The organism is Frigoribacterium sp. PhB118 (assembly GCF_003751725.1).
In the GTDB taxonomy this organism is placed as follows: domain Bacteria; phylum Actinomycetota; class Actinomycetes; order Actinomycetales; family Microbacteriaceae; genus Frigoribacterium.
In genome coordinates this window covers 1,369,041-1,385,655 of sequence record NZ_RKID01000001.1, presented here as the reverse complement: position 1 = coordinate 1,385,655, position 16,615 = coordinate 1,369,041, and the positions used below count along the sequence as shown (strand labels likewise).

Below are 16,615 nucleotides of genomic sequence, written 5' to 3'. Positions count from 1 at the left end.
CAGGAGGCGCGGGCTCAGGCCCTGCCTCCGTCTCCTTTCGCTGTGGTGCTGCTGGTGCCGCTCGTGGTGCTGGTGCCGCTTCTGCCGTGGGGGCCGCTGCGAGTCCAATCGCGGATGCTCCATCTTCTTCGGAGCGCCTCGCGTGCCAGATTGCTGTCGGGGTTGACCGCGTTCGGGTGGCCGACCATCTCGAGCCAGGCGAGGTCGGCGAACGAGTCACCATAGCCGTACGACCCCGAGAGATCGATGTCGTTCGCCTGGGCGTACTGGCGCAGCCAGGCGGCGCGGGCCTCGTCGACCAGCGGAGGCTGTGCGAGGTAACCCGTGTAGACGCCGCTGCGCTGGTGCATCGTGCTGGCGACGACGTCGTCGAAGAGGTGTGCCAGGGGAGTCGTCAGGGTGTCGATCGAGCCCGTGACCAGGACCGTGCGGTGCCCGGCGGCACGGTGCTCGGCCAGTCGGGCGAGCGCGTCGGGGAGGGTGTGGCGCAGGACCGTGTCGGCGTAGCCGCGTGACCGGACCACGCCCGAGAGCCGCGCGACGGGCATGCCCTCGTACCGTCGGGAGAACGTGCGGATGAACTCGCCGCGGTCGCGACCCTCGGCCCGGAGGTAGCGCGGCAGCGAGGTGAGCAGGCTGGCGACCTCGCCGGGCCAGGCGGCCTTGCGGAACCCGGCCGAGCGCACCCAGAGGTACTGCTCGACGATGTTGCTGTCGAGCACCGTGCCCTCGAGGTCGAACACGGCCACGACGTCGTCGCGCGGCGGCAGGGCCCGCGTGTCGGCGACGGCGGCCGACGCGGCGGGTCGCACCGAGAACGCCCGGGTCATCGAGGTGATGGACGGGAAGTGCACTTCTTGGAAGTAGGCCTCCCAGTCGACGTCGGTCACGTCGAAGCCGATGTCCGCGGGCGAGCCCGCGGGGAGTCCGGCGTGCAGGGCCCGAGTGCGTCGGTCGTCGAAGATGATCTCGGACTGCACGTAGTGGCGGTAGAGGTCGGTGAGGCTCTGCAACGACTCGAGGTCGGCCCGCCGCGTCTGGACCCCGGCCAGCGCCGTCCGGGTGCGCAGCGTGCTCGGCAGTCGGGTGAGCACGGCCTCGCGGACGTCGTTGACGCGGTTCGCGGTGCGGATGGCGCCCTCGACCTTGCGCACGCCCGGGAAGTTCCAGTGCGGCGCCTCGATCGACGAGTGCTCGTCGCGGGGCAGCGGGTTGGCCGTGAAGAACGCCTTGAGGTTCTCGAACATGCGCAGGATCGAGAACGGGTTGCTGCCGCCCGAGCTGGCGTGGAAGTACTGGGGGCTGCCGGCCTCGACCGGGTTCGCCGCGACGGTGAGGATGACGTTGACGACGTAGTCGACCGGGATCACGTCGAGCACGCTGTCGGGCACGCCGGGGAACTCGGGCAGCAGCCCGCGGGCGTACGACATGATCAGCGGGTCGGCGACCTTGAAGCCGTCGATCCAGCCGGGGTAGGGGTGCCGGTGGGCGCTCTCGACGATCGCCGGTCGGACGACCGACAGGCGGTGCCCGGCCTCGGCCCAGAGCTCTTCGGCGGCGCGCTCGGCGAAGGCCTTGGTCAGCGTGTAGACGTCGGTCCAGCCGAGCGTCTCGGCCCGGGTGCGTCCGTAGTCGACGAGGCGGGCCTTGACCCAGGCGACGCGGGCGTCTTCTGCGGCCGTGGCGACCGCCTGCGGACCGGTCTTGCCGTGCGCCGCACGACCCTGGGCGAGGAAGGTCCGCAGCGTCTCGGGCTGGCGGGAGGCGGCCTCGACCCGGGCGCGGGCGTCGGCCGCGGCGGCGCGCTCGACACGCCAGTCGACGGTGTGGCCGAGCGACGCCTCGGGGAACACGCCCTTGCGGATGCCGCCGACGTAGGCGGTCGACACGTGCACGACGTGCGGGTCGGTGCCCGTCTTCCGCAGGGCCTCGTAGAGCCCGACGGCCCCGCCGACGTTGGTCTCGAAGGCCTGGTCGATCGGCGGGTCGAACGACACCGTGGACGCGCTGTGGATGACGACGTCGAGGTCGTCGGGCAGGTCGGGCAGGTCGCCCAGGCCGCTCTCGATCACCCGGAGCCGCTCGGCGAGGGCCTTCTCGACGCCCTCGGCCCCGACGGCCTCGCGCCACGAGGCGAAGACCGGCTTCTTCAGCAGGTGCCGCAGACGCCCCTCGGCCGAGGTGCCGGCCTTCGGTCGGATGAGGAGCGTGACCGTCGTGCCGGGGTGCGACGAGAGCAGACGCTCGAGGATCGCCTGGCCGACGAAGCCGGTGCCGCCGGTGAGCAGGACGTGCGAGCCGCCGAGGTCGACTCGGGTGGCGCCCGGGGTCTGGTCGGGCAGCGCGAGGCCGGGGGTGGAGCTCATGCGGTCAGCTTTCTGGTCACGGCCGCCCCGACGGAGGCGTCCAGGCCCGGCAGGTCGGCGACCTGCGCGCCCACGCGGTCGGCGCGCAGGTGGCCCTCGGCCCCGCCGAAGACGGTGGCGTCGAAGAAGGTGCGCTCGGAGTCGGCGCGCTCGACGGCGCCGATCGGCCAGACGGCCGTCAGCAAGGAGGCGCGGGTCATCTTCACCGACCGGCGCGAGTCGCGCAGGCGCCAGTCGGCCTCGCTCGCGAAGAACCGCTCGTGACGACCCTTCACGACCCTCACACGGTCGATCACGGTGGTCAGCGTGGGGTGTGCCGCGAGCTCGTCGAGGCGGTCGTATGCCTCTCGGAGCACCCATTCGTCGACGGCCCCCGTCGTCGTGTGCACGGCGACGATGGGGGACCCGACGGTGATGGCCTGGAGGGCCCGGGTGATCGGGCCACGGCGCTCGACGGCCTCGGAGGCGGCGTGCCGCTTGGGCCCCTCGGTCACGTCGCGGTTGCGGGGCTCGCCGTGGGCCTCGAGGACGGCGTCGAGGGCGTCGGCCAGCCAGAACTTCTCGAACGCCCACGTCACGAGGAACGCGGTGACCCTCGTGTCCTTGTGGGTGGCCGTCACCAGGAGGTTGCGCAGGTTCTCCATCGTGGCGCTCTCGAGTCGGCCGAGATGGCGGACGAGGCGCAGGGCGTCGGGGCCCAGGGGGCGGTCGGCGAAGCCGGACAGGTCGAGGTCGGGGCGCCAGTTGCCCCGGGCCGTCTTGGTGAACTCGCGGATGTCGAAGTCGGGGTCGGCGCGCGGGGCATCTCTGGTCGTCATGACAGGGGGTCCTCCGGGGCAGAAGTGGACGAGGCGAGAAGGGCCTCGAACGTGTCTCGATGCGCGCAGTCTGCTCTCAGCACCGTATCGTAAGCGGCATGGCTGTAGCGCTCGTCACCGGGGGCACGTCCGGCATCGGAGCCGAATTCGCCCGCCAACTCTCCATGCGCGGCTGGGACATCGTCCTGGTCGCTCGTGACCTCACCCGACTCGACGAGACGGCGACCGCCCTGCGCGCGCTCGGCCGTGACGTCGAGGTACTCGCGGCCGACCTCGGCGACCGTCGCGACGTCGACCGGGTCGCCGAGCGGCTGGCCGATCCGACCCGCCCCGTCGACCTGCTGGTGAACAATGCCGGTTTCGGCATGCACACCCCACTGACCTCCACCGACGTCGCCGCGCACGACCTCGCTTTCGAGGTCATGTGCCGGGCCGTGCTGGTGCTCTCGGGTGCGGCGGCGAGGTCCATGCGCGAGCGCGGCCGCGGTCGCATCGTCAACGTGTCGAGCACCGCGGGGCTGATGGCCATGGGCAGCTACTCGGCGATCAAGGCGTGGGTGACCTCGTACAGCGAGGGCCTCTCGGTCGAGCTCAAGGGCACCGGCGTGGGCGTCACGGCCCTCCTGCCGGGCTGGGTGCGGACGGAGTTCCATCAGCGTGCCGGCATAAAGTCGTCGTCCATACCCAACGCCCTGTGGCTCAGCACCGAACAACTCGTGGTCGCCTGTCTGCGCGACGTCGACAAAGGCAAGGTGATCTCCATGCCCACGCTTCGGTACAAGGTGCTGATGGGATTGGTCCGGCACGCCCCCAAGGGCGCCGTCCGGGCCGCGTCCGGCGCGATCTCGTCGAGCCGCCGCAAGCCGGTGGGGCAGTGAGCGTGAAGGACGACGGAGAACGACGCCGCGACCACGCCCGCCTCGACGCCGTGGCCCAGAGGGTCGACGACGTCCGGGCCGACGTCGCCCAGCGGGCCGGTGGAGTCGCCCAGCGTGCCGGTGACGTCGCGAGCGACGTCCGCGACCGCTTCAGCTCGCGGCGACACGCGATGGCCCGCTACGTCGCGCAGCGCATGGTGCTCAAGCCGACGATCTGGTCGATCACCGACGTGACGGTCATCGACCGCGACCGGGTCGAGGGCCTCACCGGGGGCTTCATCGTCGTCGCGAACCACTCGAGCCACCTGGACGCCCCGCTCATCCTCGGTGCCCTGCCCCGCAAGCTCGCGCGCTACCTGGCGACGGGTGCCGCGGCCGACTACTTCTTCGACGTGCCCTGGCGGCGTCAGCTGACCGAACTGTTCTTCAACGCGTTCCCGGTGCAGCGGGGCTCGGGGACCCCGGCCTCCGCGGTCGACGCGACCCGCGCCTCCTCGTCCGGTGCGTCGGCGGGGTCGACTCCGCAGAGCTCGGCCCGCCGACGCGCCGCGGCCAAGGCGGCCGCCCGCGGGCGCCAGGGGCAGCCCACGGTCAGTGCTCGATCGCTGCTGCAGCGCGGCTACCCCGTGCTGGTGTTCCCCGAGGGCACCCGCTCGAAGGACGGCACCGTCGCCGCCTTCAAGCCCGGCGCCGCCGCCCTCGCCTCGGCCTGCGGCGTGCCGGTCGTGCCGCTCGCGCTGATCGGGGCCAACATCGCCCAACCGCGCGGCCGCAGCTGGCCCCGGCCCGGCCGACTGCCCGTCGGAGTCGCGTTCGGCGACCCGATGCGGCCCCACGACGGCGAGTCCGTCACCGACTTCTCGACGCGCGTGCGCACCGAGATCCTGCGTCTGAAGGACGCCAACACCGCCCGCATCCTGGGCCCGTCAGACCCGCTCGAAGGAGAACGCCCGTGACCGACGTCCAACAGAAGAAGAGTCCTGCCGTCGACGGCGTCAAGCACATGAAGTGGTGGGGCTGGGGCGTCGAGGGCGTCGCCTTCCACCACGACGACAAGCCCGCCTTCGCCCCCTTCGTCAAGAAGATCGTGGGCGTCGAGCTGTCCCAGGGGCACGACACCGGCCTCTCGTTCGACGACCTCGACGTCCCCTCGTCCCGGGTCGGCACCGAGGTGCTCGACTCGCTCGTGCAGATCGTGGGCGACGGCCAGGTCGTCACCGACGACCACGACCGGGTCGTCCACACCTACGGCAAGAGCATCCGCGACCTGATCCGCATCCGCGCCGGACGTCTCGACCGGGTGCCCGACGTCGTCGTGTACCCGGCCGACGAGGACGAGATCCAGCGCATCGTCGACCTGGCCGTCGCGAGCGACCTCGTCCTCATCCCCTTCGGCGGCGGCAGCAACATCGTCGGCAGCCTCGAACCGCTGCCCGCGGAGGAGCGCACGATCGTCTCGCTCGACATGGGCCGGCTCGACAAGGTGCTCGACATCGACGAGGACGGCGGACTGGCGCGCATCCAGGCCGGCGGTCAGGGCCCCGACCTCGAGGAGCAGCTCAACGCCCGCGGGTGGACCCTCGGACACTTCCCGGACAGCTTCACCCACTCGACCATGGGCGGCTGGGTCGCCACCCGCTCGTCGGGCATGCAGAGCGACAAGTACGGCGACATCGCCGACATCACCAAGGGGCTGCGGGTCGTGCGCCCCGGCGGCGTGCTCTCGATCCGCGCCGTGCCGAGCGCGTCGACGGGTCCGTCGCTGCGCGAGATGATCATCGGCAGCGAGGGACGTCTCGGCGTCATCACCGAGGTCACCGCCCAGGTGCACCGCCTGCCCGAGAAGCGCGAGATCCTCGCCTACCTGTTCCCGTCGTGGCACGACGGCCTCGCCGCCATGCAGGCCATCGCCGAGAGCGACGTGAGCCCGTCGGTCACCCGCGTCAGCGACGCACACGAGACCGCCTTCTCGTTCGCCACGTCGAAGCCGGGCAAGGGCATCTCGCAGAAGGTCACCGACCTGCTGCCGACCATCCTGAAGGCCAAGGGCTGGGACGTCGACGCGATGTGCCTGTCGTTCATCGGCTACGAGGGCAGCCCCGAGCACGTCGCCCACACCCAGAAGGCCGTCGCCAAGATCGTCAAGGCGAACAAGGGCATGAGCGTCGGCAAGGGACCGGGCAAGCTCTACGACCAGAAGAAGTTCGACACGCCCTACCTGCGCGACTTCTTCATGGACCACGGAGGCGCGGCGGACGTCTCCGAGACCGCCGCCCCCTGGTCGAAGCTGCGCCTCGTGTCGTCGCGCGTCTACGCCGCGGCGAACCAGGCCTTCGACAGCATCGGCAAGCAGGGCTGGATCATGGGCCACCTGTCGCACTCGTACCACTCGGGCGCGTGCCTGTACTTCACCTTCGCCTTCGAGCACGGTGACGACGCCGAGGCCGAGTACGACGTGGTCAAGCACGCCATCCAGCAGGCGTTCATCGACACCGGGGCGACCGTCTCGCACCACCACGGCGTCGGGCTCGAGCACCAGCCGTGGCTCGCACAGGACGTCTCGCCCGAGGGCGTGGCCGTCATGCAGGGGCTGTTCGACTCGGCCGACCCGGGGCGCGTGTTCAACCCCGGGAAGGTGACGGGCGCGTAGTCCCGCACCGCGCCTCCTGCGCTTCCGCCGCGCCGCGCCGCACCCCGCCACGAGGTAAACAACCCGCCACGCAAACGTGTGGCGGGTTGTTTAGTTCGTGGCGGGGTGATGCACGCGGCGGTGTCGGTGACACCTCGGGCACAGACGTCGGACGGCGTGATGCCTCCACAGGCCACGAGCGCGCACGAGCGGGCCAAGAATGGGTGCGCGACGCTCGGGGCATGTCGTCGGAACCGCTGCCCGCCATCACCTTCGTGTCGACCCACGGCACCCACAGTCGCGAGGCCGAAGCGCTCAGACGTGACACCCGACGGGGCCTCGTCGTCCGGGTACATCCCGGTGCGTACGTGCCCAGCGAGGACTGGACGCGTCTCTCGGCGCGGCACCGGCAGCTGGTCAGGGTGCGCGCCGTCCTGGCCGGGTTGCCGCCGGGCACCGTCGTGTCGCACGAGTCGGCCGTCGCCGTCCACGGGCTGCCGTCCGTCCGGGGCGCGGGAACGCGGGTGCACGTCCTGGACCCCCGTCGGGATCGGGTGCGGACGAGCGAGCGCGTGGTCCGACATCCGGGCTCGACGGATGCCGGGGACGTCGTCGAGGTCGACGGGGTGCTGACCACGTCCGAGGCGCGGACGGCGATCGACATCGCCCGAGGTCGTTCGTTCGCCGACGGGGTGCTGTGCACCGACGGGGTCCTCCGGCGCGCGGCGGTCGGGGCAGGGTGCTTCGGCTGGCGGGACCCGCGTCCTCAGGACGGCTACGAAGAACATCGAGCCCGGGTCGAACGCGCGGCGAACGGCGCCCGGCACGAGTTGGGGGCGCGCCTCGGCAGTACGACGGGAACGCGGGGGGCGGAGGCCGCTCGACGCGTGGTCGCCTTCGCCTCGCCGTGGTCCGAGAACGGAGGCGAATCGCTCTGTCGCATCGCGTTGCACGAGCTCGGGGCCCCGCCCCCGGGACTGCAGGTCGAGTTCCACGACGCGCAGGGACTCGCGGGGCGGTGCGACTTCGTCTTCGGCAGCTCGGTGCTCGAGTTCGACGGCAAGGTCAAGTACGACCACGAGGCGGTCCGGGGCGGGCTGGCGCCGTCCGCCGTGGTGAAGGCCGAGAAAGCACGCGAGAGGCGGCTGATGCGCACGGGCCAGGTGACTCGCATCGGACGGTGCGACGCCGACGACGTCCGGGACAGGACGTCCCTCGCCCAGATCGTGCGCGACATCGGCGTACCGCTGCGGAGCCGTCGGTCCTGACGACCGGGCGAGCGGGGCCGGAGGGCTGGGCCATGTGGCACCCAGCCCGGCCGTACCGCCACGGGGTAAACACGCCGCCACGACATTGCATGGCGGGCTGTTTACTTCGTGGCGGGGTGGCGGGGTGGCGGGGTGGCGGGGTGGCGGGGTGGCGCGGCGGGACGGCGGCGGCGGGGTGGCGGGTGGCGGGGGACGCACACGTCGCTCGGGGACACACAGGGGGACGGTGCAGGACGGCTGCCTAAGATGAGCATCGATCCGTCCGCACAGACCCCCGTTCACGGAAGAGACCCGCGCATGCCCGGAATCCACGCCGACATCACCTCGGCCTTCGGCAACACCCCGCTCGTCAAGCTCAACTCGCTGCCCGCCGAGGGCGGGGCCGAGGTGCTGGGCAAGCTCGAGTTCTACAACCCGGGTGCCAGCGTGAAGGACCGTCTCGGCGTCGCCATCGTCGACGCGGCCGAGGCCTCCGGCGACCTGAAGCCCGGCGGCACGATCGTCGAGGGCTCGAGTGGCAACACGGGCATCTCGTTGGCCCTGGTCGGCGCCGCCCGCGGCTACCGGGTGATCGTCACGATGCCCGAGACGATGAGCGTCGAACGACGCACCGTCATGAAGGCCTACGGCGCGACGATCGTGCTGACCCCCGGACCCGAGGGCATGAAGGGCGCCGTCGAACGCGCCAAGCAGATCGCCGCCGAGACCGAGAACGCGATCTGGGCCCAGCAGTTCGAGACGCAGGCCAACGCCGAGATCCACCGCCGCACGACCGCGCCCGAGATCCTGCGCGACACCGACGGGAAGATCGACTTCTTCGTGGCGGGCGTCGGGACCGGCGGCACCATCACGGGCGTCGGTCAGGTGCTGCACGAGAAGGTCCCCGGTGTGAAGGTCGTCGCGGTCGAGCCCGCCGATTCGCCCCTGCTGAGCGAGGGCAAGGCCGGCCCGCACAAGATCCAGGGCATCGGGGCGAACTTCGTGCCCGAGGTGCTCGACCGCTCGCAGATCGACGAGGTGTTCCCCGTGCAGCTCGACGACGCCCTGCGCGTCGCACGCGACCTCGCCACGAAGGAGGGCATCCTCTCGGGCATCTCGTCGGGGGCGATCATCCACGCCGCGCTCGAGATCGCGAAGCGACCCGAGAACGCCGGCAAGCGCATCGTCGCCATCGTCTGCGACACCGGAGAGCGTTACCTGTCGACCGTGCTGTTCCAGGACCTCGCGGACGCCTAGGGTGCGGTTGGTCGCGCGCCTCCGCGAGGACCTCGACACCGTCCGGAGGCGCGACCCGGCTGCCCGAGGACGCCTCGAGACCGCCCTCGTCTACTCGGGCCTGCACGCGGTGTGGGCGCACCGCGTGACCTCGCGACTGTGGCGTGCGGGGCCGGCACCGCGCCTCCTCGGGTCGCGGTTCGCCGCCCGCCTGCTGTCGCAGATGGTCCGATCGCTGACCGGCGTCGAGATCCACCCCGGGGCCCGCCTCGGGGCCCGCCTGTTCATCGACCACGGCATGGGCGTGGTGATCGGCGAGACCGCGGTCGTCGGTGACGACTGCACGATCTTCCACGGAGTGACCCTCGGGGGCAAGGGACGCGGAGGCGCGCTCGGCCGCCGGCACCCCACCGTCGGTGACGGCGTGATGATCGGTGCCGGGGCCGCCGTGCTCGGCGGCGTCACCGTGGGCAGCGGCAGCGTCGTCGGGGCCAACGCGGTCGTGACCAAGGACGTTCCGGCCGGGTCGGTCGCGGTGGGCGTGCCCGCCGTCGCCCGGCCGCGTCGGCCTTGACCTAGCCGAGTCGGCCCTGACGAAGCCGCGTCGACCCTGACGAAGCCGCGCCGGCCCTGACGAAGCCGCATCGATCCTGACGAGGCCGCATCGGCCCTCGGGACGAGGTCGGGGCCGCTCAGTGCCGGGGTTCCCACCGGAAGGCCTTCGTGGCCGCGAGGGCCCCGAGGGCGGCCCAGACCAGCGTCGGAGCCAGCAGCACGGACACGAGTGACAGGTCGCCGCCGTTCCAGGCGAGGGTGATGAGTTCCATCAGTCCGCCCCCGGGCAGGATGCGCTTGAGCCAGAGCAGGTCGTCGGCACCCGTGACCGTCCACCAGATCGCCACCCCGAGCGTGATCAGGTAGAGCGGCATGGTCGTGTACTGGGCGTGCTCGGGCGAGGTGCTGAACCCGGCCGTGGCCAGGGCGAAGCCGGCGAACATGGCCTCGGCGACCAGGACGGCCACGATCAGCAGCCCGGCGTGCACCGGGGGCTCGCGGAGCGCGAGCACGCCGAGCACGATGACGAGTTGCGCGACGCTGACCGCCACGACGGGCAGCACGAGCCCGGCGATGATGCCCGCGTCGCCGACGGACCCGCTGCGCAACCGCTTCAGGTACAGGGACTGACGACGGGCCGCGAGGGTGGTCGTCGCGGTGACGTAGACGCCGAGGCCCACCATGCCGATGATCTGCACGCCGGCGAGCATGCCGGCCGTGCCGTACGAGTCGAAGGCGTAGGTGAGGGCCCCGAAGCCGAGGGGCAGCAGCAGGGCGCAGAGGGCGACGGTGCGGTTGCGCACGAGCATGCGCAGTTCGGCGAGGGCGATGGCGAGCGGGCCGGAACGACGTCGCGAGCCTGCCGACCGGGTGGGGGAGGGACGGGTCACGGTGGTCATGGGATGTCCTTTCGGAGAGGGGCGTGGGGAGCGGAGACCGGGGACGGTCGACGGTCAGGAGGCGCGGCCGAGGTCGCGGAACACGTCGTCGAGTCCCGACTCGTGCACCGTGAGACGGGCCAACGGGCGATCGGCGTCGGCCGCCCAGCCGAGCAACGCCCCGAGGTCGCGCTGGGCGTCGTCGGTCTCGATCACGACGAGGTCGTTCTCGGTCCGGGCGACCTGCAGCGGGAGGCCGTCCAGCGGGCCGGGGGCGACGAAGCGGATGGAGGTCGTGCTGCCGGCGGTGAGGTCGGCGACGGTCCCTTCGCGGCGGATGCGCCCGCGGTGCATCAGACCGATGCGGTCGGCGTTCTCGGCGGCTTCCTCGAGGTAGTGGGTGGTCAGGACGAAGGTGACCCCCGCCTCCCGGAGTCCGGCGACCACGGCCCAGAGCGCGTCCCGTGCCGCGGGGTCGAGGCCCGTGGTGGGTTCGTCGAGGAAGACCAGCTCGGGCGTGCCCCAGACGGCCGCCGCGAAGTCGACCCGCCGCCGCTCGCCGCCCGAGAGCCGGGCGACCCGGGCCGAGGCCTTGTGGTCGACGCCGACGAGGCCGAGCACGCGGTCGACGTCGTCGTCGCGACCCGAGACGGCGCCCGACAGCTGGACGCTCTCGCGCACGGTGAGCTCGGGGGCGAGGCCCGAGTCCTGCAACATCGTGCCGATGCGCGGTCGGATGCGCCCCCGGTCGGTCGGATCACCGCCGAGCACCTCGACCCGGCCCGCGTCGGCCGTGCGATGCCCTTCGAGCACCTCGAGCGTGGTGGTCTTGCCGGCACCGTTCGTGCCGAGGAGCGCGTACAGCTCGCCGCGGTGGACGGTCAGGTCGAGGCCGTCGACGGCGGTGAACGAGCCGTACGAACAGCGGAGGCCGTGCGTCGAGATGACGGCGTCGCCGCGCTCGGCGGAGCCGGGCGCGGCGGCCGGTCGGGGCGTGGTGTCGGTGGAGTTCGTCATGACCTCGACGATCTCGTGCCGGGCGGACGACGGGTAGTGCCGGCGTGCCACCCGTGCCGTGTGACATCGGTCATGCTCGGCCGTGACATCGGGCACCTCCGTGCGTCGGCGGCCTCCGTTAGCGTGGTCGCATGCCCCACCTCCCGCTGGCCGTGCGTCCTCGACCGGGCGGCCACCTGCCCCCGCTCGCGCGCATGCGGCGGTACGTCACGTGGTCGTTCGTGGCGCTCGCGCTCTTCACCACCCTCGTCCTGGTCGTGACGCTGGTGGCCGAGGGCACCTCCTGGTGGTTGGTGGCGGCCTCCGGCGCCGCGGGGGCTCTCGTCACGGCCCACTCGTTCTTCTGGGAACGCCGCCCACCCGTGCCGTTGGCCGTCGCCGGTCTCGTCGTCTCGTACCTCGTCTGGCTGGCGGTCCCGCTCGGCGGGCACAACGCCCTGCTGCTCTTCCCCTTCGGCCTCACCGTCGGGTACCTGGCGACGACGCCCCCGTCCGCCTCCTGGCGATGGGTCGTCGCCGCCGTGGTCGCGGCGCTCGTGCCCGTGGTGGTCGTCGAGGTCGACGCGGCCGCACCGCTCGTGGGGCTGTCGACGGTGGTCGTGATCGGCCTGCTGTCGCTCTACGGGATCTGTCGGCTGAACCGCTACGGGTTCGACCTGTACCTCGAGATCGACGCGGCCCGCGAGACCCAGTCCGAGCTCGCCGTGATGCGCGAGCGGTACCGGTTCTCGGTCGACCTGCACGACATCCAGGGGCAGGCCCTGCACGTCGGTCGCCTGCAGCTGCAGTTGGCCGACAAGACCCTGGACCGCGACCCCGCCGCCGCGCGACGGCACCTCCGCGAGGCCGAGCAGCTGATCGTGCAGACCATCGCCGAGACCCGTCGGCTGGCCTACGGCGAACGCACGCTCACGCTCGCCGGCGAACTGGCCAACTCGGCCGAACTGATCCGGGCGGCGGGCATCGAGCTCGAGGTCACGGGCGTCCCTCCCGTCGGTCACCCGGCCGACGACCTCTTCGGCCACGTCGTGCGTGAGGCCACCACGAACGTGCTGCGTCACGCCCAGGCGGAGCGGGTCTCCATCGTGCTCGGCCCCGAGTCGGTCGAGGTCGTCAACGACGGTGCCCCCGAGCCCCTGCGCGGCCTCAGCGGCCTCGCCCGCCTCGGCGAGAGGTTCGCCGCGGTCGGCGGCACGGTGACCACCCGGCTCGAGAACGGCCGGTTCCGGGTCGATGCGAGGGCGGCCGCGACGGGAACCGGGGGAGCGCCCCGGACGACGGTGACACGGGTCGGGGCGGCTCCCGCGGCATCGACCGGGGCGTCGACCGGAGCGTCGACCGGCACGGGGCCCGCATGATCCGGGTGTTGCTCGCCGACGATGAGACCCTGCTGCGTCGATCGATCGCCGCCCTGCTCGACCTGAGCGACACGATCACCGTCGTCGCCCAGGCCGCCGACGGTGCCGAGGCCGTGGCCCTCGCCGCGCTCCACGAGCCCGACGTCGTGCTGCTCGACCTCGAGATGCCCGGCATGGACGGCATCGACGCGGCGATCGCGATCCTGGGTCGACGACCCGACCAGGCGGTCGTGCTGCTGACCCGTCACGGCCGCCCCGGCGTGCTCCGTCGTGCCCTCCGTGCCGGGGTGCGGGGGTTCCTGCCGAAGTCGGTCGACCCCGACGAGCTCGAACGGGTGATCGTGCAGGTGCACGACGGCCGCCGCTACATCGACGCCGACATCTCGGCCTCGGCGATGATGGACGACTGCCCGCTGACCGAGCGCGAGCTCGACACGCTGCGACTGACGACCGACGGCTTCTCGGTGCGCGAGATCAGCGCCCGGCTGCACCTCGCGTCCGGCACGGTGCGCAACTACCTGTCGTCGGCGATGCAGAAGACCGGCAGTTCGTCGCGGCACACCGCCGCCCGGGTCGCGCGCGAGCGCGGCTGGCTCTGACCCCGGCCCGCCTGGCGTCAGGCGTCAGGCGCCGGAAGTCAGGCGTCAGGCGTTCGTGAGCTCGCGGTCGCGTGAGACGGTCGAGGAGGCGCGGCGAGGCTCCCGGGGCTCGAAACGGCCCTTCAGCGCGAGGGCCGGTTTCTCCACGAAGTGGTGCGAGAGAACGGACGTGCCGATCGCCGCCGCGAGCACGAGGACGATGCCGAGCGCACCCTGCACGTACGGTTCGACGAGGGCGATGAAGACGACGTGCCAGAGGTAGAGCGGGTACGAGACGGCCCGTCCGAACCAGGCGACCGGTGCCAGGGACAGCACCCAGGCGACGGGGGACGACGCCGTGACGAGACCACCGATCAGGAGCATCGAGGCCAGGCCCACGGCGGGCAACGCGACCGCGAAGGTGAGGACGCTCTGCTGCCACCCCGATCCGATGACGAAGAGCGACCCCACGACCCCGGCGAATCCGAGCCAGGTGGCGAGGGCTCCCCAGCGGCCGGCGAGGGCTGCCCGCACGCGGTCGGACCGCAGGACGACCGCGAGCACGCAGCCCATCAGCAGGGGGGCCACGTTGAGGACGGGGCTGAAGTAGATGTCGGGGGTCGCACCGCCTGACGGGCGGTCGTAGAGGAACCAGGTGGCGACGGCCGAGGCGACCACGACCACCGAGAGGCCGGCGACCAGGGCCTTGCGCCTGACCGCGACGGCGAGCAGCAGCACCAGCACCGGCGGCCAGACGAGGTAGAACTGCTCTTCCATCGACAGGCTCCACATCGGCGCGAAGACGCCCTGCGAGGTGTCGAAGAACGCCCGGGCGACGTTGCCGGTGTAGGTGAGGGCGATCAGGGCGGCACCGATCGGGCCGAGGGTCGAGCCCTGGTAGTCGCCCACGAGCCACCACAGCGAGACGCCCACCACGACGACGGCGAGCAGCGTCGGGTAGAGCCGCAGCAGGCGGCGGACCCAGAACCGGCCGAGCCGGATGCGTCCCGTCGACGCGTGCTCGCGCAGCAGCAACGTGGTGATCAGGTAGCCCGACAGCACGAAGAAGACGTTGACGCCCACGAAACCGCTGCCGAAGCCCGGCACGTGCAGGTGGTAGAGCACGACGAGGGCGATGGCCAGCGTGCGCAGGCCGTCGAGCGGCAGCACCCGGTCTCGACGGGTCGTCGAGACCGGGCGGACGGTCGGCTCTGTGGTCGGCAGGGCTGAGGGCATCGTTGCAGTGTGCCTCACCTTCCTTGGTGCCGCCCGAACGAGGGGGCCGGGTTCGCATCCCGGCCCCACCCGCGCGTGGCGGCGCCCGGACGGCGCTATCCGCGCTGCTGCGGGACGCGACGCGGCAGGGCGAACACGAGCACGAACGAGGCCAGGGCGAAGATCGCGCTGACGAGCATGGCGTGGGCCGCCGCGTCGGTGAAGCCGGTGGCGACGTCGGCCGGCGTGCGGCCCGAGATGGTCAGCGTGCCGAAGAGCACGCTGCCGATGATCGCGATGCCCACGGCCGACCCGATGCGCTGGATCGCCGAGATGACGGCGCTGGCCGAGCCGGCGTCCTGCCGGTCGACCGTCGCGACGATGAACTGGACGTTCGGCGCGATGAAGAAGCCGTTGCCGAGGCCGGCGAGCAGCAGCGGGACCAGCAGCATCCAGTTGGTCAGATCGGAGGCGTCGACCGTGACGAGCACGAGCCACATCCAGGTGAGGCCGATGGTGACGAGGGCCGTGCCGAGGATCAGCACGCCGCGACCGAGCCGGGCGGCGATGCGGTTGCTCTGCGACGAGCTGATGATGCTGCCCACCGCGAACGGGATCGCCACGGCGCCCGAGGCCAACGCGCTGTGGCCGAGCCCCGACTGCCAGAGCAGCGAGATCGTGAAGAAGATGCTGGTGAAGGCCGCGAAGTAGACCAGCGCGAGCACGACGCCACCGGTGAACGACGGGTGCGCGAACAGCTTCGGCGGGACGAGGGGGGTCTTGCCGCGCTTCGTGTACGCGACCTCCCACAGGCCGAACAGGGCGAGCAGCACGACGCCGGCGGCGATGGTCAGGTAGGTCCAGAGCGGCCAGCCCTCGTCCTGCCCCTGGATCAGCGGGACGAGCAGCGCGACGAAGGCGCCCGAGACCAGCACGAGGCCGATCCAGTCGAGCCCGCGGTCGGGACGGGGCACCGACTCGTCGCGCTTGGGCAGCAGGACGGCGGCGGCGACGAGGGTGATGATGCCGAACGGCAGGTTGACGTAGAAGACGAGACGCCACCCGTTCTCGTCGCCGAAGGCCTGGATGATCAGGCCGCCGATGATCGGACCGAGCGCCGACGAGACGCCGATCACGGCACCCATGATGGCGAAGGCCTTGCCCCGCGAGCGACCGGGGAACAGCAACTGGATGAACGCCGTGACGGCGGGCACGAAGATGCCGCCGGCGAGGCCCTGCACGACGCGGAACACGACGAGCTGGGTGTCGTCCTGGGCGAGGCCACAGGCGAGCGACGCCAGCGTGAAGAGCAGGACTCCCGTGAAGTAGACCCACTTGTGGCCGATGCGGTCGCCGATGCGCCCGGCGGGGATCAACGCGAGGCCGAAGGCGAGGGCGTACCCCGAGATGATCCACGACAGGGTCGACTCCGAGGCGTCGAGCGTCGTGCGGATCGTCGGCAGGGCGACGTTGACGATCGTCGTGTCGAGCAGGGCGATGAACATGCCCAGGAGCAGGGCGACGAGGGCGTACCAGGCGTGACGCGGCACCCCGGCGGGCTGGCCGGGGCCCGCTCCGGGGGAGGACGGCGACGAGGCGCCGGTCGGGGCGGGGGCGTGGGTCATGGGGTGGCCTTTCGGGCAGCGGCACGGGCCGTGAGGCGAGGCGAAGGGGGCGTGGGGCGAGGCGACGGGGGCGAGGCGAGGGGGAGGGGCGGCACGAGGCCGGAGCACGTGGCGGCGGCGTCGGGGCGGGCGCACGACGCAGGAGGCGCGGGTCACCGACCCGCGCCTCCTGATTTTTGCACGTTCTGCACTCGTGCGCGCACCATCGCCGGAAC

Annotated in this window: 14 protein-coding genes; 8 read left to right on the top strand and 6 right to left on the bottom strand. The window is 72.0% G+C overall.

What is annotated here, in order from left to right; genetic code table 11:
* Window positions 1-14 precede the first annotated feature (14 nt).
* Entirely contained in the window at window positions 15-2,366 is a 2,352-nt protein-coding gene (locus tag EDF21_RS06350; RefSeq protein ID WP_123570649.1) for an SDR family oxidoreductase, read from the bottom strand.
* Entirely contained in the window at window positions 2,363-3,184 is an 822-nt protein-coding gene (locus EDF21_RS06345; protein WP_123570648.1) for a hypothetical protein, read from the bottom strand. Before EDF21_RS06345 ends, EDF21_RS06350 begins: the two co-directional genes overlap by 4 nt.
* A gap of 98 nt (window positions 3,185-3,282) precedes the next feature.
* Between EDF21_RS06345 and EDF21_RS06340 the strand changes: the two genes are divergently transcribed.
* From EDF21_RS06340 to epsC, 6 genes are all read left to right on the top strand, one after another.
* Complete coding sequence (locus EDF21_RS06340) at window positions 3,283-4,062, top strand: SDR family oxidoreductase (RefSeq protein ID WP_056046842.1); 780 nt, start codon at window positions 3,283-3,285, stop codon at window positions 4,060-4,062.
* Window positions 4,059-5,018, top strand: a complete 960-nt coding sequence (locus tag EDF21_RS06335; RefSeq protein WP_158612868.1) for a 1-acyl-sn-glycerol-3-phosphate acyltransferase — start codon at window positions 4,059-4,061, stop codon at window positions 5,016-5,018. Before EDF21_RS06340 ends, EDF21_RS06335 begins: the two co-directional genes overlap by 4 nt.
* On the top strand, window positions 5,015-6,712 hold the full coding sequence (locus EDF21_RS06330; protein ID WP_324289756.1) for an FAD-binding oxidoreductase: 1,698 nt from the start codon (window positions 5,015-5,017) through the stop codon (window positions 6,710-6,712). The genes EDF21_RS06335 and EDF21_RS06330 overlap by 4 nt, the downstream gene beginning before the upstream one ends.
* Before the next feature lie 221 nt (window positions 6,713-6,933).
* The gene (locus EDF21_RS06325; protein ID WP_123570646.1) at window positions 6,934-7,959 is read left to right on the top strand and encodes a hypothetical protein; all 1,026 of its coding nucleotides are present in this window, start codon (window positions 6,934-6,936) and stop codon (window positions 7,957-7,959) included.
* A 297-nt stretch (window positions 7,960-8,256) separates the two neighbouring features.
* Window positions 8,257-9,195, top strand: a complete 939-nt coding sequence (gene cysK / locus EDF21_RS06320; RefSeq protein ID WP_123570645.1) for a cysteine synthase A — start codon at window positions 8,257-8,259, stop codon at window positions 9,193-9,195.
* A 1-nt stretch (window position 9,196) separates the two neighbouring features.
* Window positions 9,197-9,748 carry a serine O-acetyltransferase EpsC gene (epsC, locus tag EDF21_RS06315; RefSeq protein ID WP_123570644.1) on the top strand — a complete coding sequence of 184 codons (552 nt, stop codon included), beginning with the start codon at window positions 9,197-9,199 and terminating at the stop codon, window positions 9,746-9,748.
* 118 nt (window positions 9,749-9,866) lie between these two features.
* On the opposite strand, the gene EDF21_RS06310 is transcribed toward epsC, so the two are convergent.
* A complete protein-coding gene (locus tag EDF21_RS06310; protein ID WP_123570643.1) occupies window positions 9,867-10,628 on the bottom strand; it encodes an ABC transporter permease in 762 nt (253 codons plus the stop codon).
* 54 nt (window positions 10,629-10,682) lie between these two features.
* On the bottom strand, window positions 10,683-11,624 hold the full coding sequence (locus tag EDF21_RS06305; RefSeq protein WP_123570854.1) for an ABC transporter ATP-binding protein: 942 nt from the start codon (window positions 11,622-11,624) through the stop codon (window positions 10,683-10,685).
* A 131-nt stretch (window positions 11,625-11,755) separates the two neighbouring features.
* On the opposite strand from EDF21_RS06305, the gene EDF21_RS06300 reads away from it, so the two are divergent.
* Both EDF21_RS06300 and EDF21_RS06295 read left to right on the top strand, forming a co-directional pair.
* Entirely contained in the window at window positions 11,756-12,982 is a 1,227-nt protein-coding gene (locus EDF21_RS06300) for a sensor histidine kinase (protein WP_123570642.1), read from the top strand.
* Window positions 12,979-13,581: a response regulator transcription factor gene (locus EDF21_RS06295; RefSeq protein ID WP_123570641.1), complete on the top strand. Its 603-nt coding sequence runs from the start codon at window positions 12,979-12,981 to the stop codon at window positions 13,579-13,581. The genes EDF21_RS06300 and EDF21_RS06295 overlap by 4 nt, the downstream gene beginning before the upstream one ends.
* Window positions 13,582-13,626: 45 nt before the next feature.
* On the opposite strand, the gene EDF21_RS06290 is transcribed toward EDF21_RS06295, so the two are convergent.
* Window positions 13,627-14,796 (bottom strand): acyltransferase, encoded by a 1,170-nt coding sequence (locus tag EDF21_RS06290; RefSeq protein ID WP_123570640.1) that lies wholly within the window; start codon window positions 14,794-14,796, stop codon window positions 13,627-13,629.
* A gap of 95 nt (window positions 14,797-14,891) precedes the next feature.
* Entirely contained in the window at window positions 14,892-16,400 is a 1,509-nt protein-coding gene (locus EDF21_RS06285) for an MFS transporter (protein WP_123570639.1), read from the bottom strand.
* Window positions 16,401-16,615: the final 215 nt, after the last annotated feature.

Excerpts from the sequence above, each read along its gene's own strand:
- EDF21_RS06350 (WP_123570649.1), bottom strand. The coding sequence starts at position 2,366 with ATGAGCTCCACCCCCGGCCTCGCGCTGCCCGACCAGACCCCGGGCGCC.
- EDF21_RS06345 (WP_123570648.1), bottom strand. The coding sequence starts at position 3,184 with ATGACGACCAGAGATGCCCCGCGCGCCGACCCCGACTTCGACATCCGC.
- EDF21_RS06340 (WP_056046842.1), top strand. The coding sequence starts at position 3,283 with ATGGCTGTAGCGCTCGTCACCGGGGGCACGTCCGGCATCGGAGCCGAA.
- EDF21_RS06325 (WP_123570646.1), top strand. The coding sequence starts at position 6,934 with ATGTCGTCGGAACCGCTGCCCGCCATCACCTTCGTGTCGACCCACGGC.
- cysK (WP_123570645.1), top strand. The coding sequence starts at position 8,257 with ATGCCCGGAATCCACGCCGACATCACCTCGGCCTTCGGCAACACCCCG.
- EDF21_RS06310 (WP_123570643.1), bottom strand. The coding sequence starts at position 10,628 with ATGACCACCGTGACCCGTCCCTCCCCCACCCGGTCGGCAGGCTCGCGA.
- EDF21_RS06305 (WP_123570854.1), bottom strand. The coding sequence starts at position 11,624 with ATGACGAACTCCACCGACACCACGCCCCGACCGGCCGCCGCGCCCGGC.
- EDF21_RS06300 (WP_123570642.1), top strand. The coding sequence starts at position 11,756 with ATGCCCCACCTCCCGCTGGCCGTGCGTCCTCGACCGGGCGGCCACCTG.
- EDF21_RS06295 (WP_123570641.1), top strand. The coding sequence starts at position 12,979 with ATGATCCGGGTGTTGCTCGCCGACGATGAGACCCTGCTGCGTCGATCG.
- EDF21_RS06290 (WP_123570640.1), bottom strand. The coding sequence starts at position 14,796 with ATGCCCTCAGCCCTGCCGACCACAGAGCCGACCGTCCGCCCGGTCTCG.
- EDF21_RS06285 (WP_123570639.1), bottom strand. The coding sequence starts at position 16,400 with ATGACCCACGCCCCCGCCCCGACCGGCGCCTCGTCGCCGTCCTCCCCC.